Genomic DNA, 22,512 nt, shown 5'->3' with positions numbered 1-22,512 from the left:
TGAATCTTTGAGAAAGCTCCTTGCAGCCCCGGTAATGATCAATTTGCCGCTTGCCACGGTGCGCCCGGCGAAGGGCTGTTGGCCAGGACGTGCCAGCCGCCTTCGGCGCGGATTAAACCGTGTGCGGCGGCCAGCAATGCCTCGCGGTCAAGCTGACTTATGGCATTGCTCAGTTGAATCAGGTAATCCGACGAGTGGCCGGCGAGTTTTGCCTGCCACAGAAGTTCGGCAGCCTCCTTGCCGGACAGGATGCCGGCATCCAGGTGTGCGGCGAGGATCTGGCGCTGCTCGACGAGGAAGGCATCATCAATGTTTTCGACCAGCGCGGGGATGCCTTCGATGAACTGTTGAACGTGATCGAGCAGTTGCGCGGGAGTGGCGGTCGGCGATTGCACGCCGAACTGCCATCCACCTTGACCGTGTACCTGTCTGAAAGCACTGAACACCGCGTATCCCAGTTGCAATTCACCTCGTAGCCGCTGATAGAACGGCGTGTGGCACAGGTGCGCAAGGAAGCGCCACGCGGCTTCGCTGGGAATGTCCGGTCTGGCGGTCGGGCAGAACAGCAGTAATGCGTGTTCGCTGGAGGCGGTGTCGAACTGATCCCAGCGAAGTTGTGCGTGGAATGCCGACAGGGTTGGTAATTCATTGGATGGCTTACCGGGAATACGGCTCAGGGCCAGTCCCATGGCCGATTGGGTGTGGGCATCGAGACCCAGCGCCAGACCATCCCAACGGGAAGTTGTCCACAGCTGCTTGGCATCATCGGATGGCGCAACCACGGGCAGGCAACGCTCGGGCCATGCCTTGAGCAATTGACGGATCAGCATCGACGGCACTGGCGGCTCACCGCTTGGCGAGTCGGCATCGACCTGCGTCAGATATTTCAGCGCATGTTCCAGCAATACGGGCAGCGTGTCCTGCAGGCCGGTCAATTTCAGCAGCCACTGATTACCCGTAGTGCTGAAGGACAACTCCACCCCGGCCTGACGCGCGTCGTCAGACACCTCCCGCAGGCTGCGTTGCAGTTTCGCTTGCAGCTCGGCCGTGGCCGCCGCTTCCGTCTGCCAGCGCACATACACCGCGCCTTCGTCGCCGTTATCCGGCAGCGCCTGGCTGAATTGCATCGGCGAGCGTTCGCGGCGGCTGCGCGAGCGATCCTGAGCGAATGTGCGCAGGCCTCGGTGGGCGCTGGTCTGGCCGCGGATCAGACCGGCGTTGGCCAGCGGCTCGGCTGTGCGCAGAAGCGGGTTGGCAGCGGGCAGATGCCAGTGACTGCTGAAGTTATCCACAGTGCCGATTTTGCCGAGAATTACTTTGAGCGCCGTAACGGCCGCGTCGGACAGGCCACTCTCGAGTTGTTCGCTGTCGAGTCGCGCCCGTTGCAGCGCGCCGCTGACCTGCTGCTGACGCTGAAACTGTGCCGAATATTCCTCCCGCAAAGTTGGCCAGTCCTGCTGGGCTGCGAAGAAGCTCAACCAGTCGAGAAACTGTGCGCGGATGGCGTCGAGTTGACCGGATGGCGTCGTGAATTGAAGGTGCAGCAAAGCTTGCTCGGCAAACTGATACAGGACACAGGCCTGCAAACCTTCCGCCAGACCCTGCTGCTGCAAATGGGCGAGCAAGCCACCGGGTTTGGCGCTGTTCAACCAGTGGCAGAGAAACGCCAGCGCTTCGGCCGACGACTCCGGTAACTCCTCCAACGCAAACAGCAGATTGCCGCGATGCTCGCCGGCCTGTTGATAACTTTCCTGCGCGTTACCCATCAAGCGTACGGGGGCTGCCTGTGCAGTTTTATCCCCAGGCGTCAGCGTGGCGGCAAACTGTTCGGCCAGCGTGCGCAGCTCTTCAACACTCTGCGGCCCGACCAGGCTCAGGGTCATCTGCCCGGTGCGGTAGAACTGCTGGTGGAAGTCTTTCAATGCCTGTTGAAAGTCCGCTTGCTCCACCGGCAGGCTGTCGCGGTTTCCGGCGTGGAAACCGCGCAACGGATGTTCCGCTGACAACCCTTCGAACAGCGCTTCTTTCTGCTGAGCCGCAGCATCCTGCGTCCACGCGACAAACTCCGCCTGCAACACTTCCCGCTCCCGCAACTGATCGTCCGGATTCATACGCGGATGGGCGAGCATGTCTGACAGACGCTCCAGCCCGGCGCTGAACGACGCTGGCGGCAATTCAAAGAAGAAATCGGTGGTGCGCTCGCGGGTGCTGGCATTCACCTGGCCGCCGTGACCTTGCACGTAGGCCATCAGCCCTTGCTGTGCAGGAAATCGCTCGGTGCCGAGAAACAGCAGATGCTCAAGGAAATGCGCCAGCCCCGGCCATGCCAACGGCACGTCATGACTGCCGGCCGCCACTCGCAACGCAGCGGCGCTGCGTTTCAGGCCGGGCACGTGACGCAGGGTCACGCGCAAGCCGTTGGCCAGGGTTTCGGTGTGGGGGCGGGGGTGAGTCGGCGCAGGCATGGGCACTTCCAGAACAGTGAAGTGCCAATGCTAGCGGATTAGCGCTTGTTGAGCGCGTCGTAAAGTTCGGGACGGCGGTCGTTGAAGTAACGGTTGGCGCTGCGCGAGTCGACCATCAACTGGCGATCCAGCTCGCCGACGATCAAGGCTTCGTCCAGTCCGGCCTGAGCAATGCGGCTGCCATCCGGCGCGGCGATGCTGCTTTGCCCGCAGTAATGGATGTCGCCCTCGTGGCCGCAGTAGTTGGCGTACGCCACGTAGCACTGGTTTTCGAAAGCCCGGGAGCGCACGGAGACGTCGGCAATGAAATCGAAAGGAATCATGTTCGCTGTCGGCACCAGAATCAGTTCGGCACCTTCAAGGGCCAGGCGCCGGGCGTTTTCCGGGAACTCCAGGTCGTAGCAGATCAGGAACCCGAGCTTCCAGCCGTTGAGCTCGACGATGGGAAACTCGCCATCGCCGGCGCTGAACATCGAACGATCCAGATCGCCGAACAGATGCGTCTTGCGGTAATTGCACAGGCGCTCGCCGTTTGAGTCGATCAACTGCACGGCGTTGTAGATCTGTCCTTCGGCGGTGCGCTCAGGGTAACCGTAAAGAATCGCCAGGCCGGCAGCCTTGGCGATCCGTCCGACTTGCTGCGCCCACTCACCGTTGTAGACCTCGGCCAATGTCGCGACTGCCTCCTTGCCGATGTTGTAGCCGGTCAAGAACATCTCCGGCACCACCAGCAGATCGGCGCCTTTGGCCTCCATCGCCAGTTGATGCAGGCGCTGAAGGTTGGCGGCGGGTTCCAGTGGCAGCGGTGGACATTGGTAAAGGGCTACACGCATCGGGGATTCCTCTTACTCGGGCAGGGCGATCGGGCCGATGTCTTTGAACACATCGCCCGGGCCGGGGTTCTCTTTATGTGTGGACCCGCCGAAGTGCTTCATGATTCCCCACACCGCGTTGAGCGACGTTTGCACCGCGCCTTCAACCCAGGCCGGCGTCCACGACACGTCGTCACCGGCGATGAAAATCCCGCGCTGCTCCGGCGGCATGTCGTCCTGCATGAAGTGCGCGTACATGCGCTGGTTGTAGCGATAGTGACCGGGCAGGGCGCCCTTGAACGCGCCGAGGAAGTGCGGGTCGGCTTCCCAGGACACGGTGATCGGATCGCCGATGATCCGCGCGGCGATGTCGACCTTCGGGTAGATCTTCTTCAGCGCATCCAGCGCCAGTTTCACGCGTTTTTCCACCGGGTGCGGGAGCATCTTGAGCGCATCGCTCATCCACGAGTACGACAGGCAGATCACGCCCGGCTTGTCGTCGCCGTTGTCGAACAGGTAAGTGCCACGGGTCAGGCGATCAGTGAGGGTCATGCTCATCAGGTCGCGGCCGGTTTCCGGGTCCTTGTCCTTCCAGAACGGGCGGTCGACCATCACGAAGGTCTTCGACGATTGCATGTAGCGCGTGCGGTCCAGTGCCATCCACATCTTTTGCGAGAACAGGCTTTCATCGCATTCGATCTGGGTGGTCAGCAGCCAGCTCTGGCAGGTGGTCAGTACGGCCGCGTATTCGCGGGTGTCGCCGTTGTTGTCGGTGACTGCGAAGCGTCCGTCAGGCGCGTGGGCGATTTTCTTCACCCCGGAGCGCGGGGCGCCGTGGTGCAGCGATTTCAGGCTGGTGCCTTGCGGCCAGTGTACGCAGCGTTCCGGCGCATGACGCCAGATGCCTTGCGGCACTTGTTCCACACCGCCGACCACCAGATGCTGGTGATCGTCGCAGTTGGTCATCACCACACGGAAGATTTCCAGCATCGAGTTGGGGAAGTCCGAGTCCCAGCCGCCGGTACCGAAACCGACCTGACCGAACACTTCACGGTGATGGAACGACAGTTTGGCGAAGGCTTTCGATGTGGCAACGAAATCGTAGAACGTGCGGTCGTCCCACAGCGGTACGAGGGTGTTCCACAGTTCCTTGAGGCGTGGCACATCACGGTCGCGGATCGCCTGCTGGATATCGGCGAACTGTGAGCCGGCCTCCAGAGCATCGGCCCAAGCGTCAGCCACTTCCTGGAACAGCGCAGGAAGATCCTTCAGGCTCTGTGCGTAATGGGTTTTGCCTTCCAGGTCGATCACGGTGCTGCCGGAGGCCGGCGTCAGCGGGTTGGGGAAGGGCTTGGTCTCGAGGCCGAGTTTGTCGACGTAGTGATAGAACGCGGTGGAGGACACCGGGAAGCGCATGCCGCCGAGCTCGGCGACGATGCCGTCGGTACCGTTGAACGCTTGCGAACGCAGACGACCGCCAAGCTTCGAGGCCTCATACACGACGGGTTTCAAGCCGAGTTTCATCAGCTCATAAGCCGCCACCAGACCGGCGATGCCGGCACCGACGATGGCCACTTCGGCCCCGTGGTTATGCTCGGGAATGCTGCCCAAACCGGCCGGGTGTTCGATCCAGTCGTCGAAGGCGAAAGGAAAGTCCGGGCCAAAAATGGTGACGGGTTTCTTACCGTCTGCAGGATGGCGATTGTTCTTGTTCATGGCTGACCTTGCTGGCGACCCGACGCTGGATGCGCGTCTGAGTATAGGAAAAGATGCCAGCCATTCTAGGGAGCGTAGAACACGTTAATAAGACGCAATGTGTCGTCGTTTTGAGCGTTAGTGCTGCAATATGACGAAAGTAGTGATCAAACTGGATGCCCGCGATCAATCTTGCTGCTGAGGATGATCGACGTCGTGGTCTTCTCCACGCCGTCTACGCTGCCGATCTGATCCAGAAGCTGATCGAGTTGTTCCGGTGAATCGGTCCGCAGCCAGGCTACGTAATCAAATTCACCACTCACCGCGCACAATTGCTGCACCTGGGCCATCGCGCTCAACCGGCGCAGCACCTCTTTGCCGGAGCGTGGCTGCACCTTGATCCCGACGTAGGCCTGCAAGCCACCGTCCACCACGCGCTGTCCCAGACGCACACCATACCCGGTGATGACCTTGGCCTTTTCCAGTCGCGCCAATCGTGAAGTCACGGTGGTGCGGGCGATCCCCAATTGCCGGGCCAGCATCGCCACGCTTTCACGGGCGTTGATTTGCAGGGCAGCGATCAGCTGGCGGTCGATTTCATCGAGCACGGGTGGGCGGATGTCGGACAAGGGGCGTCTCCATGGGCGCGGATCTTTGGCTGCGCATGTTACAGGCTCGGCCGGCGGTAAGCTTGTGGGCGACACTCGCGCGGTTTTCCATAGGGACTGTCTTGATATCAGACGCTGGCAAATGCCTCGCGAAACCGTCGCATGTCGTCTTCCGTGCCAACGCTGACCCGAATCCAGGTCGGCCACTCTTTCCATACGCGGCCGACCTTTACCCGGCGATCGGCCAACGCCTGCACCACTTCCGTGGCAGGACGTTTCACGTCGACCATGAAGCAGTTGGCCTGCGACACCGTGCAGCGAAAACCACGAGCGGCCAGCCAGCTGATCGTCTCGTCACGCAGCTTCGTGTTGGTGTGCTTGCGTTGTGGCAGCAACTGCGTGTCCTCGAGACTGGCTATGCCGCCCAAAAGCGACGGAGCCGCCGGCACGTTATAGTTGCCGAACACCTCCAGTTGCTCCAGCAGGGCCGGGTTGGCTATCGCGATACCCAGGCGAGCGCCCGCCATGCCATAGATTTTCGAGAAGGTTCGCAGCACCATCAGTTCGGGATGGTCCTTGACCAACGGGATGCAGGTTGGCGCATTCGAGAAGTCGATATAGGCCTCGTCCACCAACAGAATCGTTCCCTTTGGCTTGTTCGCCAGCGCGAGCAGGATATCTGCGTGGGGCGTCACCGTACCGGTCGGATTATTCGGATTGCAGACGTAGATCAGCCCCGCCTGCGGATCGGCTGCCAGCATGCGTGGCAGATCATGGGCGTGATCAGGATTCAGCGCTATTTCGTGGACCGCGACCTGGCTGCCACGCGCCGCCTCGACAGGGTCTTCATAAGAGGGCGACGCGACGACCAGACTGCCCCGTCGAGTGAAGGCGTGAACCGCATGCTGCAAGGCCATTTTGGAGCCGCAGAAGGTCTGAACATACTCCTCCGGTATGCCTTGTTGGCGGGCAAATAGAGCGTTGAGTCGGTACTGGATCTTGTAGGGATAACGCCCGCACAGTGCAATGCCTTCCTGCATCGCCTGTCGGGCGGTGAGTGCCGGTCCCCAGGGGCTCTCGTTGAAATTGATCAGTACCTCATCGCCGGGTACCGGTGCCGGTACATCCTGACGTTGCGCCTGTCCCCAGGATGACTGCGCGAGCAGGGGGAGTGCTGCGGCGATTCCCATGAGCGAGCGGCGAGTGACATCAACCATAAAAATTCCTTTTTCGAATCATCAGATGTGCCTCGGCTTTGGGTGCCAGGACAAAAGTGTAACGAAATGGTTAGTTGTCGATTTAAACAGGCACGAGGCAAGCCTTGTTCACGCTTTCGGAAGTCGCATGTTTTGAGGGAGATGGAACGACTGCCCCCGGGCCGGAATGGCAGAAACGAAAAAGCCGCGCGAATGCGCGGCTTTTTCATGTTTGGTGGGCCCACACGGACTTGAACCGTGGACCAAAGGATTATGAGTCCTCTGCTCTAACCAACTGAGCTATAGGCCCTCAGTAGGCCGCGGATTATAGCGACGGTTTCTCGGCTGTGCTATCCGAAAAATCTGATACGGCTATACGAAGAAACGTCGCGGCGAACTCTTCTGGTGGCAGCGGCAGGCTGACGATGTAGCCCTGGATCTGTTCGCAGCCTTCGGTGGCGAGGAACTGTTGTTGGGCCTGGGTTTCCACGCCTTCGGCGATCACGGTGAATTGCATGCTGCGGCCCAGGGCGATGATGGCGCGGACAATCGCCGCGTCGTGCGGGTCATCGGGCAGGCCGCGCACGAAAGACTGGTCGATCTTGAGGATGTCCAGTGGCAGGCGTTTGAGGTAACTCAGCGAGGAATAACCGGTGCCGAAGTCGTCGATGGCCAGTTGCACGCCAAGGTGTTTGAGCTGGTGCAGCACTGCCAGCGCCTCTTCAGCCTGGCTCATGATGAAGTTTTCGGTAATTTCCAGTTGCAGTAATTCCGGTTGCAGGCGGTTGTCCTTGAGCAGTTGCTCGATGCGTCCCAGCAGGTTCGGTTGGCGCAGTTGTGCGCCGGCGAGGTTCACCGACAGCGGGCCGAGGGATTCATAGATCTGGCCCCACTCGAACATTTGCCGGCAGGCGGTTTCCAGCACCCAGTCGCCGATTTGCAGAATCATGCCGTTCTCTTCTGCCAGCGGAATGAAATGCTCTGGCGGCACTTCGCCGAAGTTCGGGTGGCGCCAGCGGATCAGGGCTTCGGCGCCGACCAGATTGTGATCGTCGAGGCTGATTTTCGGCTGGTAATAAAGGTACAACTCCTCGCGCTCGATGGCCCGGCGAAGTTCGTGTTCCAGTGCTACGCGTTCGCTGGCCTGGGCGGTGAGGTCGCGGGTGTAGCTTTCGACCCGGTTGCGGCCCTTGGCCTTGGAGCGGTACATCGCCGCGTCTGCGTTCTTGATCAGGGTCGCGACATCGCAGCCGTCGCGCGGGTAAAGGCTGGTGCCGATGCTGGCGCTGATGAAGAACTCATGCTCGCCGGCCTGGAACGGCGCGCCAAAGCAGTTCAGAAGTTTGGTGGCGATGTTGTCGGCATCGCCGGGTTGCTGCAGGCCGGGCAGCAGAATGATGAATTCGTCGCCCCCCAGCCGCGCGACGGTGTCGATGTCTCGCAGTTGCTCCTTGAGGCGTACGGCGATGCCCTTGAGCAGCAAATCGCCGACCGGGTGACCGAGGCTGTCGTTGATGTGTTTGAAACGGTCGAGGTCGAGGAACAACACCGCGCCCTGGCCGCCGTTTTCCTGCTGACTGTTGAGTGCCATCAACAGGCGGCTTTCGAACAGCGTGCGGTTTGGCAGGCCTGTGAGCGGGTCGTGATGGGCCTGGTAGTCGAGTTTGGCCTGGGCGTGCTTCAGGCTGGAGATATCGGCGAACACCGCGACGAAGTGGGTGATGAACTTGTCGCGGTTGCGCACGGCGCTGATAGTCAGCCAGCTCGGGTACAGCTCGCCATTTTTACGCCGGTTGGAGATCTCGCCCTGCCAGTGACCTTCGTCGGTCAATTGATGCCACATCGCCGCGTAAAACGCGCTGTCGTGCAGGCCGGAGGCCAGCAGGCGCGGAGTGTGACCCAGTGCTTCGCTTTCGCTGTAGCCGGTGATTTCGGTGAAGGCGCGGTTCACGGCACTGATATGTTGCTGGGTGTCGGTGATCAGCACGCCTTCGGCAGTGCTCTCGAACACGGTCGCAGCCTGCTGCAGTTTTTCCTGCATCAAGTGGCGTTCGGTGATGTCCCGGGCGATGGTCAGCATGCAGTCTTCGTCGCCGATCGGCAATGGACGGCTGGACACTTCGCAAAGGCGGATCTGCCCGTCGCTGCGGCGGATGTGGCAGCTGAAGTCGCGAACGAACCCGTCGCGGTGCAGCAGATCGAGCATTTGCTTGCGTTCGTTGAGGTTGACCCAGATGCCCAGGTCCAGCGCCGAGCGATCCACCGACATGGCGCTGTTGAAACCGGTGATGCGACTGAAACCTTCGTTGACCTCCAGCAGCAGGCCATCGCTCTGGCGCGACAGCAGCAGACCGTCCGGCGAGGCGTGGAAAGCCTTGGCGAACTTTTCTTCGGAGGTTTGCAGTTGCTGTTGGGTTTCCTTGAGCTGGGTGATGTCGCGCACCACCACGACCAGTGCCGGTGTGGTATCGAGCTCGAAGGGTTCTGCGGAAATCAGCCCGGTGAACACCTGACCATTGTTGCGGCGAAAGGGCATCTCCAGGTTGCGAATGCTGCCGGCCTGCAGTCGCTGAAGCAGGCCGGGACCAACACCGGGAATGCCCCAGATGTTGAGTTCGGTGGCGGTCTGGCCGATGACTTCTTCGGCCTTGAGCCCGATCTGCTCCTCAAAGGCTTCGTTGACCTCCAGCAGGCAGCCGTCGGAGAGCCGTGCAATGACCAGGATGTCCGGGCATTGCTGGAATACCGACGCGAACTTCTGTTCCGACAGGCGCAGCGCCTCTTCAGTGCGTTTGGTTTCACTGATGTCGATCATCAGACCGCGCATCACCGGTTCGTGGCCGTGTTCGATCAGGCTGACGATGTCGCGCACCCACAGGCAGCGGCCGTCAGCGGTGATCACCCGGTAATCGAGGCTGTGGTCGCGTCCAGCCAAGACTTCGTGATCGCAGAAGCTCTGGGCGCGGGTCAGATCCGCCGGGTGAATGATGTTGCGCCAGAAGCCCGGAATCAGCCAGTGAGACAGCGGATAACCGAGCAGATCTTCGGCGTGGGGCGAAACATAGCTGTAGGTGAAGTCACTGATCCGCGCTTCCCAGGCGATGGCCGAAAGACTCTCCACCAGTCCGCGATAGTGGTATTCGCTACTGCGCAGTTCCTGTTCGAGGTCGATACGCCGGGCGATTTCCGAACTCAGGCGGCGGTTGATGCGGATCACCACCGCCAGCACGATGACCAGAAGCGAGAGCCCCGGTACACCGTAAACCAGCAGATCGGACCAGAATGTCCGGTGATCGAGGACGTTGCCCACCCAATGTTCCTGAATGCTGCTGATTTCCTCCGGAGACATATCGGCAAGCACCTTGTCCAGAATCCCCACCAGCATTTTGTTGTCCCGAGGGACGCCCATCGCCAGTTGGTAGCGATAAGGGGTTTCGCCGCTGACATACAAACCATCCAGTTTGAGCTGGCGCAGGCTCCAGACGCTGGAGGCCAGGTCGCCGACCACGGCGTCCACTTCATCGGTGGCCAGGGCCTGCAGCGCAGAGCTGACATTGGGCATCGCCACCAGGTTCAGGTCGGGATGATGGGTGCGCAGCAGTTCGTGGGGCGCGTAGTTTTCCACTACGGCGATTTTCAAGCCGTAAAGCTCCTCGAGCTTGCGCGGTTGCGGGCCGCCGACGTGGGCGAGGATGACGATCGGAAAGTCAAGATAAGGGCGGGTGAACGACAGGTAGCTCTGGCGTTCCGGGGTGGACATGATGCCCGGCAACAGGTCGATCTTGCTGTTTTTCGCTTGTTCGAGCACTACGGTCCAGCTCACCGGCTCAATGGGCGTGAGTTTGATCGCCAGGCGTTGGCGAATCACATCGATATAGTCCGCCGCCAGGCCCTGATAGCGATTCTGGTCGTCGCGGAACTCGAAGGGCGGCCACGATGCATCGACACCCAGGCGCAGGTCCGGGTGAGCCGCCAGCCAGCTACGTTCTTCATCGTTCAGAGTCAGCGCGTCAGCCGTTGCGGTCCAGATCATCAGTGGCAGCAAAAAAAGCACGGACGCCAGTCTGGGCATAACGGTCTCGTTATGGCTCGGGGGGAATGTTTCGAGTGTAGACGGGCTGTGCGCGGGGGAGGGCGGAGCTGAGTATTTAATCTGCCATATAAACAAAACCCCCGGCCTGGGCCGGGGGTTCTGGTATCACTCGTCGAGGAAGGAGCGCAGATGCTCGCTTCGCGTCGGGTGGCGCAGCTTGCGCAGCGCCTTGGCTTCGATCTGACGGATCCGCTCGCGGGTCACGTCAAACTGTTTGCCGACTTCTTCGAGCGTATGGTCGGTGTTCATGTCGATACCGAAACGCATGCGCAGTACCTTGGCTTCACGGGCAGTAAGGCCGGACAGCACTTCGCGGGTCGCTTCTTTCAGGCTCTCAACAGTGGCGACATCGATTGGCGACTGCATGGTCGAGTCTTCGATGAAGTCGCCCAGATGGGAGTCTTCGTCATCACCGATCGGGGTTTCCATGGAGATCGGCTCTTTGGCGATCTTCAATACCTTGCGGATCTTGTCCTCAGGCATTTCCATGCGTTCACCCAGCTCTTCCGGAGTCGGTTCGCGACCCATTTCCTGCAGCATCTGGCGGGAAATGCGGTTGAGCTTGTTGATCGTCTCGATCATGTGCACCGGAATACGGATGGTGCGGGCCTGGTCGGCGATCGAGCGAGTGATCGCCTGACGGATCCACCAGGTGGCATAAGTCGAGAACTTGTAACCACGACGGTATTCGAACTTGTCCACCGCTTTCATCAGACCGATGTTGCCTTCCTGGATCAGATCGAGGAATTGCAGGCCACGGTTGGTGTACTTCTTGGCGATGGAGATCACCAGACGCAAGTTTGCTTCAACCATTTCTTTCTTCGCGCGGCGGGCTTTTGCCTCACCGATCGACATGCGACGGTTGATGTCCTTGATCTCGGCGATGGTCAAACCGGTCTCGGTTTCCAGCGCGGTCAGCTTCTGCTGGCAACGGATGATGTCCGGTTGCACGCGAGCAATGGCTTCGGCGTACTTGCTCTTGCCTTTGGCCAGGGCGTCGGACCAGCTTTCGTCGACTTCGTTGCCCGGGAACTGGCGCAGGAAGTCGGCGCGAGGCATACGTGCATCACGTACGCAGAGTTGCATGATCGCGCGCTCTTGCTGACGCAGGCGATCCAGGGCACTGCGAACGCGCTCGACCAGGGCTTCGAATTGCTTCGGCACCAGTTTGATCGGCATGAACAGCTCGGCCAGGGCCAACAGTTCGGCAATTGCCGCCTTGTTGTGACGACCGTGCTTTTTCAGGGCCTTGCGGGTGATTTCCATCTGATCGGCGACAGCACCGAAGCGCTGTGCGGCAATGACCGGATCCGGACCGCTTTCGGCTTCTTCTTCGTCATCGGAAGCTTCGGCGTCGTCATCGTCGTCGGATTCTTCGGCTTTCGCCGCTTTCGCGTCGATCGGCGGCGGCACTTCGGCGGCAGGCGGCGCAATGCCGTCGTCCGGGTCGATGTAACCGCTCAGAACGTCGGACAGGCGACCGCCCTCGGTAGTGACGCGAGTGTACTCGGAGAGAATATGGTCAACCGTGCCAGGGAAGTGCGCGATGGCGCTCATCACTTCACGGATGCCTTCCTCGATGCGTTTGGCGATTTCGATTTCGCCTTCACGAGTCAGAAGCTCGACCGTACCCATTTCACGCATGTACATGCGCACCGGGTCGGTGGTGCGACCGATATCGGTCTCCACCGCCGCCAACGCAGCGGCTGCTTCTTCCGCAGCGGCCTCGTCGGTATCGGCGTCGGCCAGCATAAGGGCGTCCGCATCCGGAGCACTCTCGTGTACGGGGATCCCCATGTCGTTAATCATGCGGATGATGTCTTCCACCTGCTCCGGATCTGAAATATCCTCGGGCAGGTGGTCGTTGACCTCGGCGTAAGTCAGATACTTCTGCTCACGACCCAGTTTGATCAACTCAATAATACGAGACTGCTGTTGCGCTTTTCCGGACATAACACCCTATCCACTGAAGGTCTTGGCGGGCAAAAAACAAGCCGAGGATTATACCTGAGCTATGACCTCACGCGCCAGTTGAGGTCGGGTTTGATGCGGAAACATTGCGACTTAAAAGGTCGCGCAGTTGATTTTTCTCTTCGGCGCTCAGTTCGCTTTGACGCGCTTTCCTGAGCAGTTGTTCCAGATTTCGCTCGCGTTGGCGGGCTGACAAGCTAGTAATGGTGTCGAAAAACTGTTGTTCAAGGTTGTCTCCGTCAATCAGCCATTCCTTTTCCGCCAGCGCCTTTAGCAAGCGGCCCTGTTCGGTTCCGTGCCATCGCGCGATCAACTGAAATGAGTTTAGCTTGGGATTCTTCTGTACGGCTTCGAGCAGTGCCACCAGCAGTTGTGCGTTGGTCTGGGTCTCGTCCGCGAAGTGCCCGGCGTCCTCGACTTTCTCCGCCAGTTGCGGGTGATGCAGCAAGGTTCTCAGGGCGGCCAGGGTCGGTGGTTCGACGGCGGCCGGCACGCGTGGGGCACGGGGCTGGTCGCGATCGCCGCCACGCTTGCCATTCTTGTCCCACGGTTTCTTGTCCCATTTCTTGCCGCCGGCACCGGGTTTCTTCGGCGTCCATTCCTGCTGCGGCACATACATGTCCTGTGCCTGCGGCTGATGGTAGTCGCTGTAGTCCGGCATGGCGTCATAGTCGATGCCCGGGTCGTAGGCCGGCGGTGCTTCCTGCGGCGCGCTCTGGGCCAGTTGGCTGACGCTTTCACTGCTCAGGCCGGTGATCTCGCTCAAGCGCTGACGCATCAGGATGCGCAGGTTGGCGCCAGGGACCTTGTCGATCAGCGGTGCTGCGAGCGTGGCCATGTGGGCCTTGCCCTCCAGCGAGCGCGGGTCGGCTTCTTCGGTCAGTTGCTGGAAGAAGTAGTCCGCCAGCGGCTGTGCGTGCTGATTGATCCGGGCGCGGAAGGCGTCAGTGCCCTCGGCGCGAATCAACGTATCCGGGTCTTCGCCTTCAGGCAGAAACAGAAAGCGTGCACGGCGCCCGTCCTGCAGGCAGGGCAGTGTGGCTTCCAGTGCGCGCCAGGCGGCATTGCGGCCAGCCTGGTCGCCGTCAAAGCAAAACAGTACGTTCGGCACGACGCGAAACAGGCGCTTGAGGTGTTCTTCGCTGGTGGCGGTGCCCAATGTCGCGACGGCATTGCGCAGGCCTTGCTGGGCCAGGGCGATGACGTCCATATAGCCCTCGACGACGATGATTTCGTCGAGGTTGCGATTGTTCTTGCGTGCTTCGTAGAGGCCGTAGAGCTCCTGGCCTTTATGGAACACGGGGGTTTCCGGCGAGTTCAGGTATTTCGGCTTGTCGTCACCGAGCACTCGTCCACCGAAAGCGATGATCCGTCCACGGGTGTCGCGGATCGGGAACATCACGCGATCGCGAAAGCGGTCGTAGCGTTTGCCGGTTTCGGCGTTTTCGATCAGCAGACCGGCATCGATCATGGCTTTCTGCTGCAAGGTGTCGCTGCTCAAGTGTTTGAACAGGTTGTCCCAACCCGGTGGGGCGAATCCGAGGCCGAAGTCCCGGGCGATTTCGCCGGTCAGGCCGCGCCCCTTGAGGTAATCCACTGCCGCCTTGCGTGCCGGATGGCTCTTGAGCGCCTGTCGATAAAAGTCGGCGGCGGCGGTGAGCAGTGGATAAAGTGGCGAGTCGGTCGGCTGGCGCGGTTTGTTCGTGCGACCGCCTTCTTCCCGTGGGACTTCCATGCCGGCGGCTTTGGCGAGGTCTTCGACGGCCTGGGGGAAGTCCAGGTTATCGTGATCCATCAGAAAACCGAGGGCGTTGCCGCCGGCGCCGCAGCCGAAACAGTAATAGAACTGTTTGTCGGGGCTGACGCTGAACGACGGGGTTTTCTCTTTATGGAACGGGCAGCAGGCGGTGTAGTTTTTGCCGGCCTTCTTCAATTGCACGCGCGAGCTGACCACGTCGACGATGTCGGTGCGGTTCAGAAGGTCGTCAATGAAGCTCTGGGGAATCAGCCCGGCCATGGCGTTCTCGTCTGCGCTGTAATGGATCCGATGCGAAAGGCGGCCAGATGCGGGTCAATGAGTGATGCGCGCACGTGGGGCGGCTCGACCGGTGTCGTTTGCGTAATCGCTGTCGGGAAGTGTATCTGCCGAAAATCCACTGACGTTAGTAATCATCAGTCTTCGACTATTCGAAAATGTTGCGCTGAATCCGCTGACGGCTGGTAATCGGCCTCGGATAGCTCATGAAGCGGGCACGCAAGCAGGTGCCTTGGGCTGATCGTCGAAAGAGGAATCAGTGGGTGTGCTCGTCAGTAGCCTTGAAAGGCTCGTCAGAAAAGACGTGCACCGCTGGCAAAAGAGCCAGGCCTGACGCGGTGAAGCGGGTTTGTCTCGGTCGCATCTGCGGCTTCGACGGTGAAGCATCAAGCGTTTTACGCAAATGCCATTAGCCCGGCTGAGGGCCGGGCTTGGCAGAAGCTTGCTACGATCGTCTGTGTATTAGTACAGACGAACGGCGCGGCGCTGTTCGCGCTGAACTTTCTTGGCGTGACGCTTAACAGCAGCAGCTGCCTTGCGCTTACGCTCAGAAGTTGGCTTCTCGTAAAATTCGCGGCTACGAACTTCAGCCAGTACACCGGCTTTTTCGCAGGAGCGCTTGAAACGACGCAGAGCTACGTCGAAGGGTTCGTTCTCTTTAACTTTGACGGCTGGCATCCAGAGCTACCTTCATTCATTACCGGGGTCAACATCCTCGCGGCAAAAGAGCACTTGAAGACGTCGGTTTTTAAGGGTTGCGGATGTTAACCCCTCATCGCTCGGAATGCAAAGCCTCTGATCGAAAACCGCTGGTCGGGGCATCACGCGGCGACTATTATGCGCGCCTTCGAATTCAGCCTAAACAAGGCGCAAACCCATGCTAGTACTGGGATTAGAAACTTCCTGCGACGAAACCGGCGTCGCTTTGTACGACAGTGAGCGCGGTCTGCTGGCCGACGCGCTGTTCAGCCAGATCGACCTGCACCGCGTCTATGGCGGCGTGGTGCCGGAGCTCGCCTCGCGCGATCACGTCAAGCGCATGCTGCCCCTGATTCGTCAGGTGCTGGCCGAGGCTGACTGCGTACCGACCGAGATCGACGCCATCGCCTACACCGCGGGTCCCGGCCTGGTCGGGGCGCTGCTGGTGGGGGCTTCCTGCGCCCAGGCGCTGGCGTTTGCCTGGGGCATTCCGGCGCTCGGCGTGCACCATATGGAAGGCCACCTGCTGGCGCCGATGCTGGAGCCAAAACCGCCGGAGTTCCCGTTCGTCGCTTTGTTGGTGTCCGGTGGTCATACGCAGCTGGTTCAGGTCGATGGCATCGGCCAATACAGCCTCCTCGGCGAGACGCTGGACGATGCGGCAGGCGAAGCTTTCGACAAGACTGCCAAAATGATGGGCCTCAATTATCCGGGCGGACCGGAAATCGCCAAGCTCGCAGAGAAGGGCGTCACAGGACGTTTCACCTTCCCGCGTCCGATGTGTGATCGCCCGGGCCTGGATTTCAGCTTCAGCGGCCTGAAGACCTTCGCTCTCAACACCTGGCAGCAATGCGTCAGCGCCGGGGACGACAGCGAGCAAGCCCGTTGCGACATCGCGCTGGCGTTCCAGCAGGCCGTGGTGGAGACTTTGACCATCAAATGCAAACGGGCCTTGAAGCAGGCCGGCATGAAGCGTCTGGTGATCGCCGGCGGCGTCAGTGCCAACAAGGCCCTGCGTGTGTCGCTGGAGAAAATGCTCGGCGACATGAAGGGCGATGTGTTTTATGCCCGTCCCGAGTTTTGCACCGATAACGGCGCGATGATCGCGTTTGCCGGCTGCCAGCGTTTGCAGGCCGGTCAGCAGGAAAGCCTGGCGATCAGCGTGCAGGCGCGCTGGCCAATGGAGCAACTGTCGGCGCTGTAATGAGCGGCGCTCACGTGCGGTATTTAAAAATGCCGTTCGCGCCCGGCGAACAGGTCGCGTAGATTGCCCCGGTGGCGCCAGACGATCAGCAGTGTCAGCGTGCTCATCGGCAACAACGCTGCCGGTTCCTGCCACGCCAGCAGTGGCAGAGTCAGGGGTGTGGCGATCAGCGCCGCCAGCGAACTGGTGCGGGTCAGATAGAACGTCAGCAGCCAGGCGCACACGGCCAACAGCGCGGCGGGTGGATAAAGGCCCAGCAACATGCCGGCCGCTGTAGCGACGCCCTTGCCGCCGCGAAAACGGAAGTACAACGGGAACAGGTGACCGATCACGGCGCAGACGCCGATCCACGCCTGATCCTGCAGCGAAAGGCCTACAGCCGAAGCGATCAGCACCGGCAGCAGGCCTTTGCACAGATCACCCAGCAGGGTCAGGGTCGCGAGTTTGCGTCCGGCCAGGCGCAGCATGTTGGTGGCGCCGGCATTACCCGAGCCACTCATTCGCGGATCCGGATTTCCGGTCAGGCGGCTGAGCAAAATGGCGAAGGACAGAGAGCCGAGCAGGTAGGCGAGGATCGCCAGTAACCAAAACATGCTAACTATTCCGGGCGAGGACGCCCTGATTCTAACGGCGCATTGCGCCCTTGTCGTGCAGCGGAGAAAAGTGCTTGGACAGAGTGTTTATCGAGGGCCTGGAAGTCGACACCGTGATCGGTGCCTACGACTGGGAGCGCGGCATCCGACAGTGCCTGCGTCTTGATCTGAGCTTCGCCTGGGACAATCGGCCGGCCGCCGCCGGTGACGACCTGACTCTGGCGCTCGATTACGCCAGTGTGTCCACGCGGATCCAGGCCTTTGCCGAGCAATCCCAGTATCAACTGGTCGAGACTTTCGCCGAACGTCTGGTTGAAGCGCTGATGAGTGAATTCAAGATCACCTGGGTGCGCCTGAAGCTGACCAAGCCAGGTGCCGTACCGGCCGCCAAGGGTGGCGTGGGTGTGGAGATCGAGCGCGGATGTCGCTGACCCAGGTCTATCTCGGGCTCGGTAGCAATATCGAGCGCGAAACCCATTTGCAGGCCGGTCTGGATGCCTTGTCCACGTTTCTGGTGGATATCCGCTGTTCGCCTGTGTTCGAAAGCCAGCCGGTGGGGATCAAGAGCGGGCCGTTCTTCAACTTCGTGGTGTCGGCTTTTACGGATCTGCCGTTGATCGAACTGGATCGCCGCTTGAAATTCATTGAAGCGGACAATGGCCGTTATGCGCCGGATCGCAAGGGCTTGCCGCTGGATATCGACGTGCTGCTGTACGGCGATCTGGCGGGCAACTTCGATGGACTGGTCCTGCCTCGGGCTGAAATCCTGAAAAATGCCTTTGTGCTGTGGCCGCTGTCTTTGATTGCGCCGGATCGGGTGCATCCTGGTGTGGGAAAAAGCTTTGCGACATTGTGGGCCGAGGCTCAGATCGATCAGGTGCTTGTACCGGTCGGATTTGAGTGGCGCGGTGCTCAGCTCACGCCTTTGGGCATGCGTTGAACTGCCTGATCCGTCCTCACGAGGGCGGATCACCTGATATCAAGAAGCTGCCGACTCCTTGTAAGCCTTCAACGCCTTGAGCCGTTCGCGCTTGAGTGCCTCGCCCAGTTCCGGGCCCTTGAATCCCTTCTCCAGCAACGGCTGTACCGCCACGCTGCGCGCCACATTGGCCGCACCGCGCAGGTAATCGGCCTGTGGATAACTGCGCTGCTCAAGCCCTTTGCGGCCTCGGGCGTCCATCTCGCACGCGGCGATAAATTCTTCGAAACGCTGTGGTCGACGGTAAATGTCAAAGCTTTGCAGCAACTCAAGCAAAGTCGACGCTTTCAACTCCAGGGCGCGATGCCCGTGGGTGTGATATTGGCCGACCAGCAAGGCCAACTCCTGACAGTCCTTCGGTGCCTTGAAGCGTTCGTTGACCGCTTTGATCAATATCAGGCCTTTGTGCTCATGGGCGATATGTCGTGGCCATTCCGCCTCTGGCGTCAGGCCTTTGCCGAGGTCGTGCAGCAGGCAGGCCCAGCGCACGGTCAGCGGTTGCTTGTGCAGGCCCGATTGCTCGAGCACGCTCAGGGTGTGAATGCCGCTGTCGATCTCCGGGTGATGGGCTTCCGGCTGTGGTACGCCGAACAAGGCGTCGACTTCTGGCATCAGCACCTTCAAGGCGCCGCAATCGCGCAGTACCTGAATGAATACCTGGGGCTGATCTTCCATCAGTGCGCGGGAAATCTCTTTCCAGCTGCGTTCGGCGGTAAGGGCTTCCAGTTCGCCCGATTCGCTGAGCTGACGCATCAGCTCCAGGGTCTCGGGCGCCACCTTGAAACCGAGCTCTGCGTAGCGGGCAGCAAAGCGCGCAACACGCAGAACCCTGAGTGGATCTTCGGCAAACGCCGGGGAAATATGACGCAGAATCCGTTCTTCGAGATCGCGCTGGCCATGATAGGGATCCGTCAGGTTTTGCTGATCGTCTTCGGCCATGGCGTTGATCGTAAGGTCACGGCGGATCAGGTCTTCTTCAAGCGTGACCTCCGGACTGGCGTGAAAGGTGAAGCCACCATAACCGCGACCGCTCTTGCGCTCGGTGCGGGCAAGGGCGTACTCCTCGCCGCTTTTCGGGTGAAGAAACACCGGGAAATCCGCGCCGACCGGGCGAAATCCCTTGGCAAGCATTTCTTCCGTGGTCGCGCCGACCACCACCCAATCGATATCGGTGACCGGTTTGCCCAGCAGGCGATCACGTACCGCACCGCCGACCTTGTAAATCTGCATAAAAAACCTCCGTTGGCCCGACAGGATAACCCTTGCGCCGGACTTTCGGAGGCCTGAACGGGATCAAAGATGAATGACGGCCAGGTCGAGTCGACCGTAGTCCCCCTCGCTGTGCTCGCTGCGGGGCGGAACATGATGGGTCTTCATGATCTGGTCGCCCTGCAGGGTCTCCAGGTGAATGTCGAAGCCCCACAGTCGGTGCAGGTGTTTGAGGACCTCTTCGGTGGAATCGCCCAGCGGTTTGCGGTCGTGTTGCTGGTGGCGCAGGGTCAGCGAGCGGTCGCCGCGGCGATCGATGCTGTAGATCTGCACGTTCGGCTCGCGGTTACCCAGGTTGTATTGCGCGGCGAGCGTTTCGCGAATGATCCGGTAACCACCCTCGTCGTGGATCGCCGGTACCAGCAGATCGTCCTTCTGGTCGTCATCGAGGATGCTGAACAGCTTCAGGTCGCGGATCACCTTCGGGGACAGGTACTGCAGGATGAAACTCTCATCCTTGAAGCTGCTCATGGCGAACTTGATGGTCGATAACCAATCGCTGCCGGCGATGTCCGGGAACCAGCGACGGTCTTCTTCCGTAGGTTCTTCGCACATGCGCCGGATGTCGCGATACATCGCAAAGCCCAGGGCATAGGGGTTGATGCCGTTGTAATACGGGCTGTCGAACCCCGGCTGGAACACCACGCTGGTGTGGGACGTCAGGAACTCCATCATGAAGCCGTCGGTCACCAGGCCTTCGTCGTACAGGTCGTTCATCAGCGTGTAGTGCCAGAACGTCGCCCAGCCTTCGTTCATCACCTGGGTCTGGCGTTGTGGATAGAAATACTGGGCGATCTTGCGCACGATCCGCACGATCTCGCGCTGCCAGGGTTCCAGCAGCGGGGCGTGTTTCTCGATGAAATACAGAATGTTTTCCTGCGGTTCGGCCGGGAAGCGTGCGTTGTCCTTGTCGCTATATTTGTCCGCGCCTTTGGGGATGGTGCGCCACAGGTCGTTGATCTGTTTCTGCAAGTGCTCCTCGCGATCCTTCTGCCGGCGCCGCTCTTCCTCGGCGGAAATCGGATACGGACGCTTGTAGCGGTCGACGCCGTAGTTCATCAGGGCATGGCAGGAGTCGAGCAGATCCTCCACGGCATCGATGCCGTGGCGCTCTTCGCACTGCATGATGTACTGCTTGGCGAACACCAGGTAATCGATGATCGAACTGGCGTCGGTCCAGGTGCGGAACAGATAGTTGCCCTTGAAGAAGCTGTTGTGGCCGTAGCAGGCATGCGCAACCACCAGCGCCTGCATGCAGATGGTGTTTTCTTCCATCAGGTAGGCGATGCACGGGTCCGAGTTGATCACGATCTCGTACGCCAGCCCCATTTGTCCGCGACTGTAGGATTTTTCGGTGCTGAGGAAGTGCTTGCCGTAGGACCAATGGTGATAGCCCAGCGGCATGCCGACCGACGCATAGGCGTCCATCATCTGTTCGGCGGTGATCACTTCGATCTGGTTGGGATAGGTATCCAGGGCATAGCGGGCCGCGATACGGGCGATTTCACGGTCGTACGTCTGGATCAGCTCGAATGTCCATTCCGAGCCGGTGGAAATGGGTTGGCGCTTCTGCTCTTTGGCGGTCATGTCACTAACCTGCGCTGGAAGAGTTCACGGAAGACCGGATAGATATCCCCGGCCGAGACCAGTTGTTGCTGGGCAAAAGTGTCGGAAAAGGCTTCGGCGATGCGCTCGTACTCGTACCACAAGGCCTGATGTTCGCGCGGGGTGATCTCCACGTAAGTGTAGTACTGCACGAATGGCATGATCTGGTTGATCAGGATGTCGCGGCAGATCGGCGAGTCGTCGTTCCAGTTGTCGCCGTCGGAAGCCTGGGCGGCGTAAATGTTCCACTCGTTGCTCGGGTAGCGCTCGGCCATGATCTCCTGCATCAGCTTGAGTGCACTGGAAACGATGGTGCCGCCGGTCTCGCGGGAATAGAAAAACTCTTCTTCGTCCACTTCCCGGGCGCTGGTGTGGTGGCGGATGAACACCACGTCGATCTTGTCGTAGTTCCGCTTGAGGAACAGGTACAACAGGATGAAGAAGCGCTTGGCGATGTCCTTGGTCGCCTGGGTCATGGAGCCGGAAACGTCCATCAGGCAGAACATCACGGCTTTGGAGCTGGGATTGGGTTGCTTGACCAGCAGGTTGTATTTCAAATCGAAGGTATCGAGAAAAGGCACGCGATGGATACGCGCACTGAGTCGCTCGATTTCTGCTTCAAGATCCTGGATATCGCCGAAGTTGTCCGGCTCTTCCCGTTTCAGCCGAGCCAACTCCTCTTTGGCTTCCCGCAATTTGGCGCGGCTGCTGCCCGACAACGCAATGCGCCGTGCATGAGCCGAACGCAGGGTACGGATGATGTTGATCCGCGACGGGTTGCCCTCGTTGCTGATCCCCGCACGTACCGTCTTGAAGGTGTCGGTGCCGGTCAGGTTGCGCTTGACCAGGTTGGGCAGTTCGAGGTCCTCGAACATGAATTCGAGGAATTCTTCCTGGGTGATCTGGAAGACGAACTCGTCCATGCCTTCGCCGGAGTTGCCGGCCTTGCCTGGCCCACGGCCACCTCCGCCTCCCGGCGGACGGGCAATATGTTCGCCGGCGGTGAACTCCTTGTTGCCGGGATGGACCACGGTCTGCTTGCCGCCGCGACCATGGTGAAGCACCGGCTCGTCGATATCGCGACCGGGAATGCTGATCTGCTCACCGTGCTCCATATCGGTAATGGAACGCCGGCTGACCGCCTCTTCGACAGCCTTCTTGATGTGGTCACGGTAACGCCGCAGGAAGCGCTGACGGTTCACCGTGCTCTTGTTCTTGCCATTGAGACGTCGGTCGATCACATAGCTCATAGGAGGCCCTCCGGGCAGCTTCAAGTAGTGAGCTGCGA

16 protein-coding genes and 1 tRNA gene are annotated in these 22,512 nt (G+C 60.2%); 3 read left to right on the top strand and 14 right to left on the bottom strand.

Annotated features, from left to right (window positions below):
* Positions 1-38: 38 nt before the first annotated feature.
* From pqqF to rpsU, 10 genes are all read right to left on the bottom strand, one after another.
* Positions 39-2,465: a pyrroloquinoline quinone biosynthesis protein PqqF gene (pqqF, locus tag L6D74_RS00290; protein WP_236187436.1), complete on the bottom strand. Its 2,427-nt coding sequence runs from the start codon at positions 2,463-2,465 to the stop codon at positions 39-41.
* A 38-nt stretch (positions 2,466-2,503) separates the two neighbouring features.
* On the bottom strand, positions 2,504-3,298 hold the full coding sequence (locus L6D74_RS00285; protein ID WP_085646887.1) for a carbon-nitrogen hydrolase family protein: 795 nt from the start codon (positions 3,296-3,298) through the stop codon (positions 2,504-2,506).
* A 12-nt stretch (positions 3,299-3,310) separates the two neighbouring features.
* Complete coding sequence (locus tag L6D74_RS00280) at positions 3,311-4,993, bottom strand: flavin monoamine oxidase family protein (RefSeq protein WP_064599862.1); 1,683 nt, start codon at positions 4,991-4,993, stop codon at positions 3,311-3,313.
* Between the two features lie 146 nt (positions 4,994-5,139).
* The gene (locus tag L6D74_RS00275; RefSeq protein WP_064599860.1) at positions 5,140-5,601 is read right to left on the bottom strand and encodes an Lrp/AsnC family transcriptional regulator; all 462 of its coding nucleotides are present in this window, start codon (positions 5,599-5,601) and stop codon (positions 5,140-5,142) included.
* Between the two features lie 107 nt (positions 5,602-5,708).
* Positions 5,709-6,797 (bottom strand): pyoverdine biosynthesis transaminase PtaA, encoded by a 1,089-nt coding sequence (ptaA, locus tag L6D74_RS00270; RefSeq protein ID WP_236187435.1) that lies wholly within the window; start codon positions 6,795-6,797, stop codon positions 5,709-5,711.
* A gap of 212 nt (positions 6,798-7,009) precedes the next feature.
* Positions 7,010-7,086, bottom strand: a tRNA-Ile gene (locus L6D74_RS00265).
* 15 nt (positions 7,087-7,101) lie between these two features.
* A complete protein-coding gene (locus tag L6D74_RS00260) occupies positions 7,102-10,848 on the bottom strand; it encodes a bifunctional diguanylate cyclase/phosphodiesterase (protein WP_236187434.1) in 3,747 nt (1,248 codons plus the stop codon).
* Between the two features lie 126 nt (positions 10,849-10,974).
* The gene (gene rpoD, locus L6D74_RS00255) at positions 10,975-12,822 is read right to left on the bottom strand and encodes an RNA polymerase sigma factor RpoD (RefSeq protein ID WP_039768067.1); all 1,848 of its coding nucleotides are present in this window, start codon (positions 12,820-12,822) and stop codon (positions 10,975-10,977) included.
* A 67-nt stretch (positions 12,823-12,889) separates the two neighbouring features.
* Positions 12,890-14,857 (bottom strand): DNA primase, encoded by a 1,968-nt coding sequence (gene dnaG, locus L6D74_RS00250; protein ID WP_085612938.1) that lies wholly within the window; start codon positions 14,855-14,857, stop codon positions 12,890-12,892.
* Positions 14,858-15,337: 480 nt separating this feature from the next.
* Positions 15,338-15,553, bottom strand: coding sequence for a 30S ribosomal protein S21 (rpsU, locus tag L6D74_RS00245; RefSeq protein WP_002551877.1), 216 nt, complete (start codon positions 15,551-15,553; stop codon positions 15,338-15,340).
* 199 nt (positions 15,554-15,752) lie between these two features.
* Here rpsU and tsaD point away from each other — a divergent pair, with 199 nt between their 5' ends.
* On the top strand, positions 15,753-16,778 hold the full coding sequence (gene tsaD / locus L6D74_RS00240) for a tRNA (adenosine(37)-N6)-threonylcarbamoyltransferase complex transferase subunit TsaD (RefSeq protein WP_221398211.1): 1,026 nt from the start codon (positions 15,753-15,755) through the stop codon (positions 16,776-16,778).
* A gap of 23 nt (positions 16,779-16,801) precedes the next feature.
* On the opposite strand, the gene plsY is transcribed toward tsaD, so the two are convergent.
* Positions 16,802-17,371, bottom strand: a complete 570-nt coding sequence (plsY, locus tag L6D74_RS00235) for a glycerol-3-phosphate 1-O-acyltransferase PlsY (protein ID WP_236187433.1) — start codon at positions 17,369-17,371, stop codon at positions 16,802-16,804.
* Positions 17,372-17,445: 74 nt separating this feature from the next.
* Here plsY and folB point away from each other — a divergent pair, with 74 nt between their 5' ends.
* Positions 17,446-17,802, top strand: a complete 357-nt coding sequence (gene folB, locus L6D74_RS00230) for a dihydroneopterin aldolase (protein ID WP_085612937.1) — start codon at positions 17,446-17,448, stop codon at positions 17,800-17,802.
* The gene (gene folK / locus L6D74_RS00225; protein WP_064599847.1) at positions 17,793-18,311 is read left to right on the top strand and encodes a 2-amino-4-hydroxy-6-hydroxymethyldihydropteridine diphosphokinase; all 519 of its coding nucleotides are present in this window, start codon (positions 17,793-17,795) and stop codon (positions 18,309-18,311) included. The genes folB and folK overlap by 10 nt, the downstream gene beginning before the upstream one ends.
* 39 nt (positions 18,312-18,350) lie before the next feature.
* Here the strand turns inward: folK and L6D74_RS00220 are convergent, their stop codons facing one another.
* The 3 genes from L6D74_RS00220 to L6D74_RS00210 all read right to left on the bottom strand — a co-directional run bounded on the left by L6D74_RS00220 (position 18,351) and on the right by L6D74_RS00210 (position 22,474).
* Complete coding sequence (locus L6D74_RS00220; protein WP_064599845.1) at positions 18,351-19,580, bottom strand: multifunctional CCA addition/repair protein; 1,230 nt, start codon at positions 19,578-19,580, stop codon at positions 18,351-18,353.
* Positions 19,581-19,643: 63 nt separating this feature from the next.
* Entirely contained in the window at positions 19,644-21,206 is a 1,563-nt protein-coding gene (locus L6D74_RS00215) for a SpoVR family protein (protein ID WP_064599843.1), read from the bottom strand.
* On the bottom strand, positions 21,203-22,474 hold the full coding sequence (locus tag L6D74_RS00210; RefSeq protein WP_064599841.1) for a YeaH/YhbH family protein: 1,272 nt from the start codon (positions 22,472-22,474) through the stop codon (positions 21,203-21,205). The genes L6D74_RS00215 and L6D74_RS00210 overlap by 4 nt, the downstream gene beginning before the upstream one ends.
* Positions 22,475-22,512: the final 38 nt, after the last annotated feature.

Origin of the sequence: Pseudomonas pharyngis (genome assembly GCF_021602345.1) — a bacterium.
GTDB classification, from domain to species: domain Bacteria; phylum Pseudomonadota; class Gammaproteobacteria; order Pseudomonadales; family Pseudomonadaceae; genus Aquipseudomonas; species Aquipseudomonas pharyngis.
The sequence above is the reverse complement of the archived record's forward strand: the minus strand, read 5'-3'. Positions and strand labels throughout refer to the sequence as shown.

Excerpts from the sequence above, each read along its gene's own strand:
- plsY (WP_236187433.1), bottom strand. The coding sequence starts at position 17,371 with ATGTTTTGGTTACTGGCGATCCTCGCCTACCTGCTCGGCTCTCTGTCC.
- L6D74_RS00210 (WP_064599841.1), bottom strand. The coding sequence starts at position 22,474 with ATGAGCTATGTGATCGACCGACGTCTCAATGGCAAGAACAAGAGCACG.
- tsaD (WP_221398211.1), top strand. The coding sequence starts at position 15,753 with ATGCTAGTACTGGGATTAGAAACTTCCTGCGACGAAACCGGCGTCGCT.
- L6D74_RS00285 (WP_085646887.1), bottom strand. The coding sequence starts at position 3,298 with ATGCGTGTAGCCCTTTACCAATGTCCACCGCTGCCACTGGAACCCGCC.
- L6D74_RS00220 (WP_064599845.1), bottom strand. The coding sequence starts at position 19,580 with ATGCAGATTTACAAGGTCGGCGGTGCGGTACGTGATCGCCTGCTGGGC.
- dnaG (WP_085612938.1), bottom strand. The coding sequence starts at position 14,857 with ATGGCCGGGCTGATTCCCCAGAGCTTCATTGACGACCTTCTGAACCGC.
- rpoD (WP_039768067.1), bottom strand. The coding sequence starts at position 12,822 with ATGTCCGGAAAAGCGCAACAGCAGTCTCGTATTATTGAGTTGATCAAA.
- L6D74_RS00280 (WP_064599862.1), bottom strand. The coding sequence starts at position 4,993 with ATGAACAAGAACAATCGCCATCCTGCAGACGGTAAGAAACCCGTCACC.
- pqqF (WP_236187436.1), bottom strand. The coding sequence starts at position 2,465 with ATGCCTGCGCCGACTCACCCCCGCCCCCACACCGAAACCCTGGCCAAC.
- ptaA (WP_236187435.1), bottom strand. The coding sequence starts at position 6,797 with ATGGTTGATGTCACTCGCCGCTCGCTCATGGGAATCGCCGCAGCACTC.
- L6D74_RS00215 (WP_064599843.1), bottom strand. The coding sequence starts at position 21,206 with ATGACCGCCAAAGAGCAGAAGCGCCAACCCATTTCCACCGGCTCGGAA.
- rpsU (WP_002551877.1), bottom strand. The coding sequence starts at position 15,553 with ATGCCAGCCGTCAAAGTTAAAGAGAACGAACCCTTCGACGTAGCTCTG.
- folK (WP_064599847.1), top strand. The coding sequence starts at position 17,793 with ATGTCGCTGACCCAGGTCTATCTCGGGCTCGGTAGCAATATCGAGCGC.
- L6D74_RS00260 (WP_236187434.1), bottom strand. The coding sequence starts at position 10,848 with ATGCCCAGACTGGCGTCCGTGCTTTTTTTGCTGCCACTGATGATCTGG.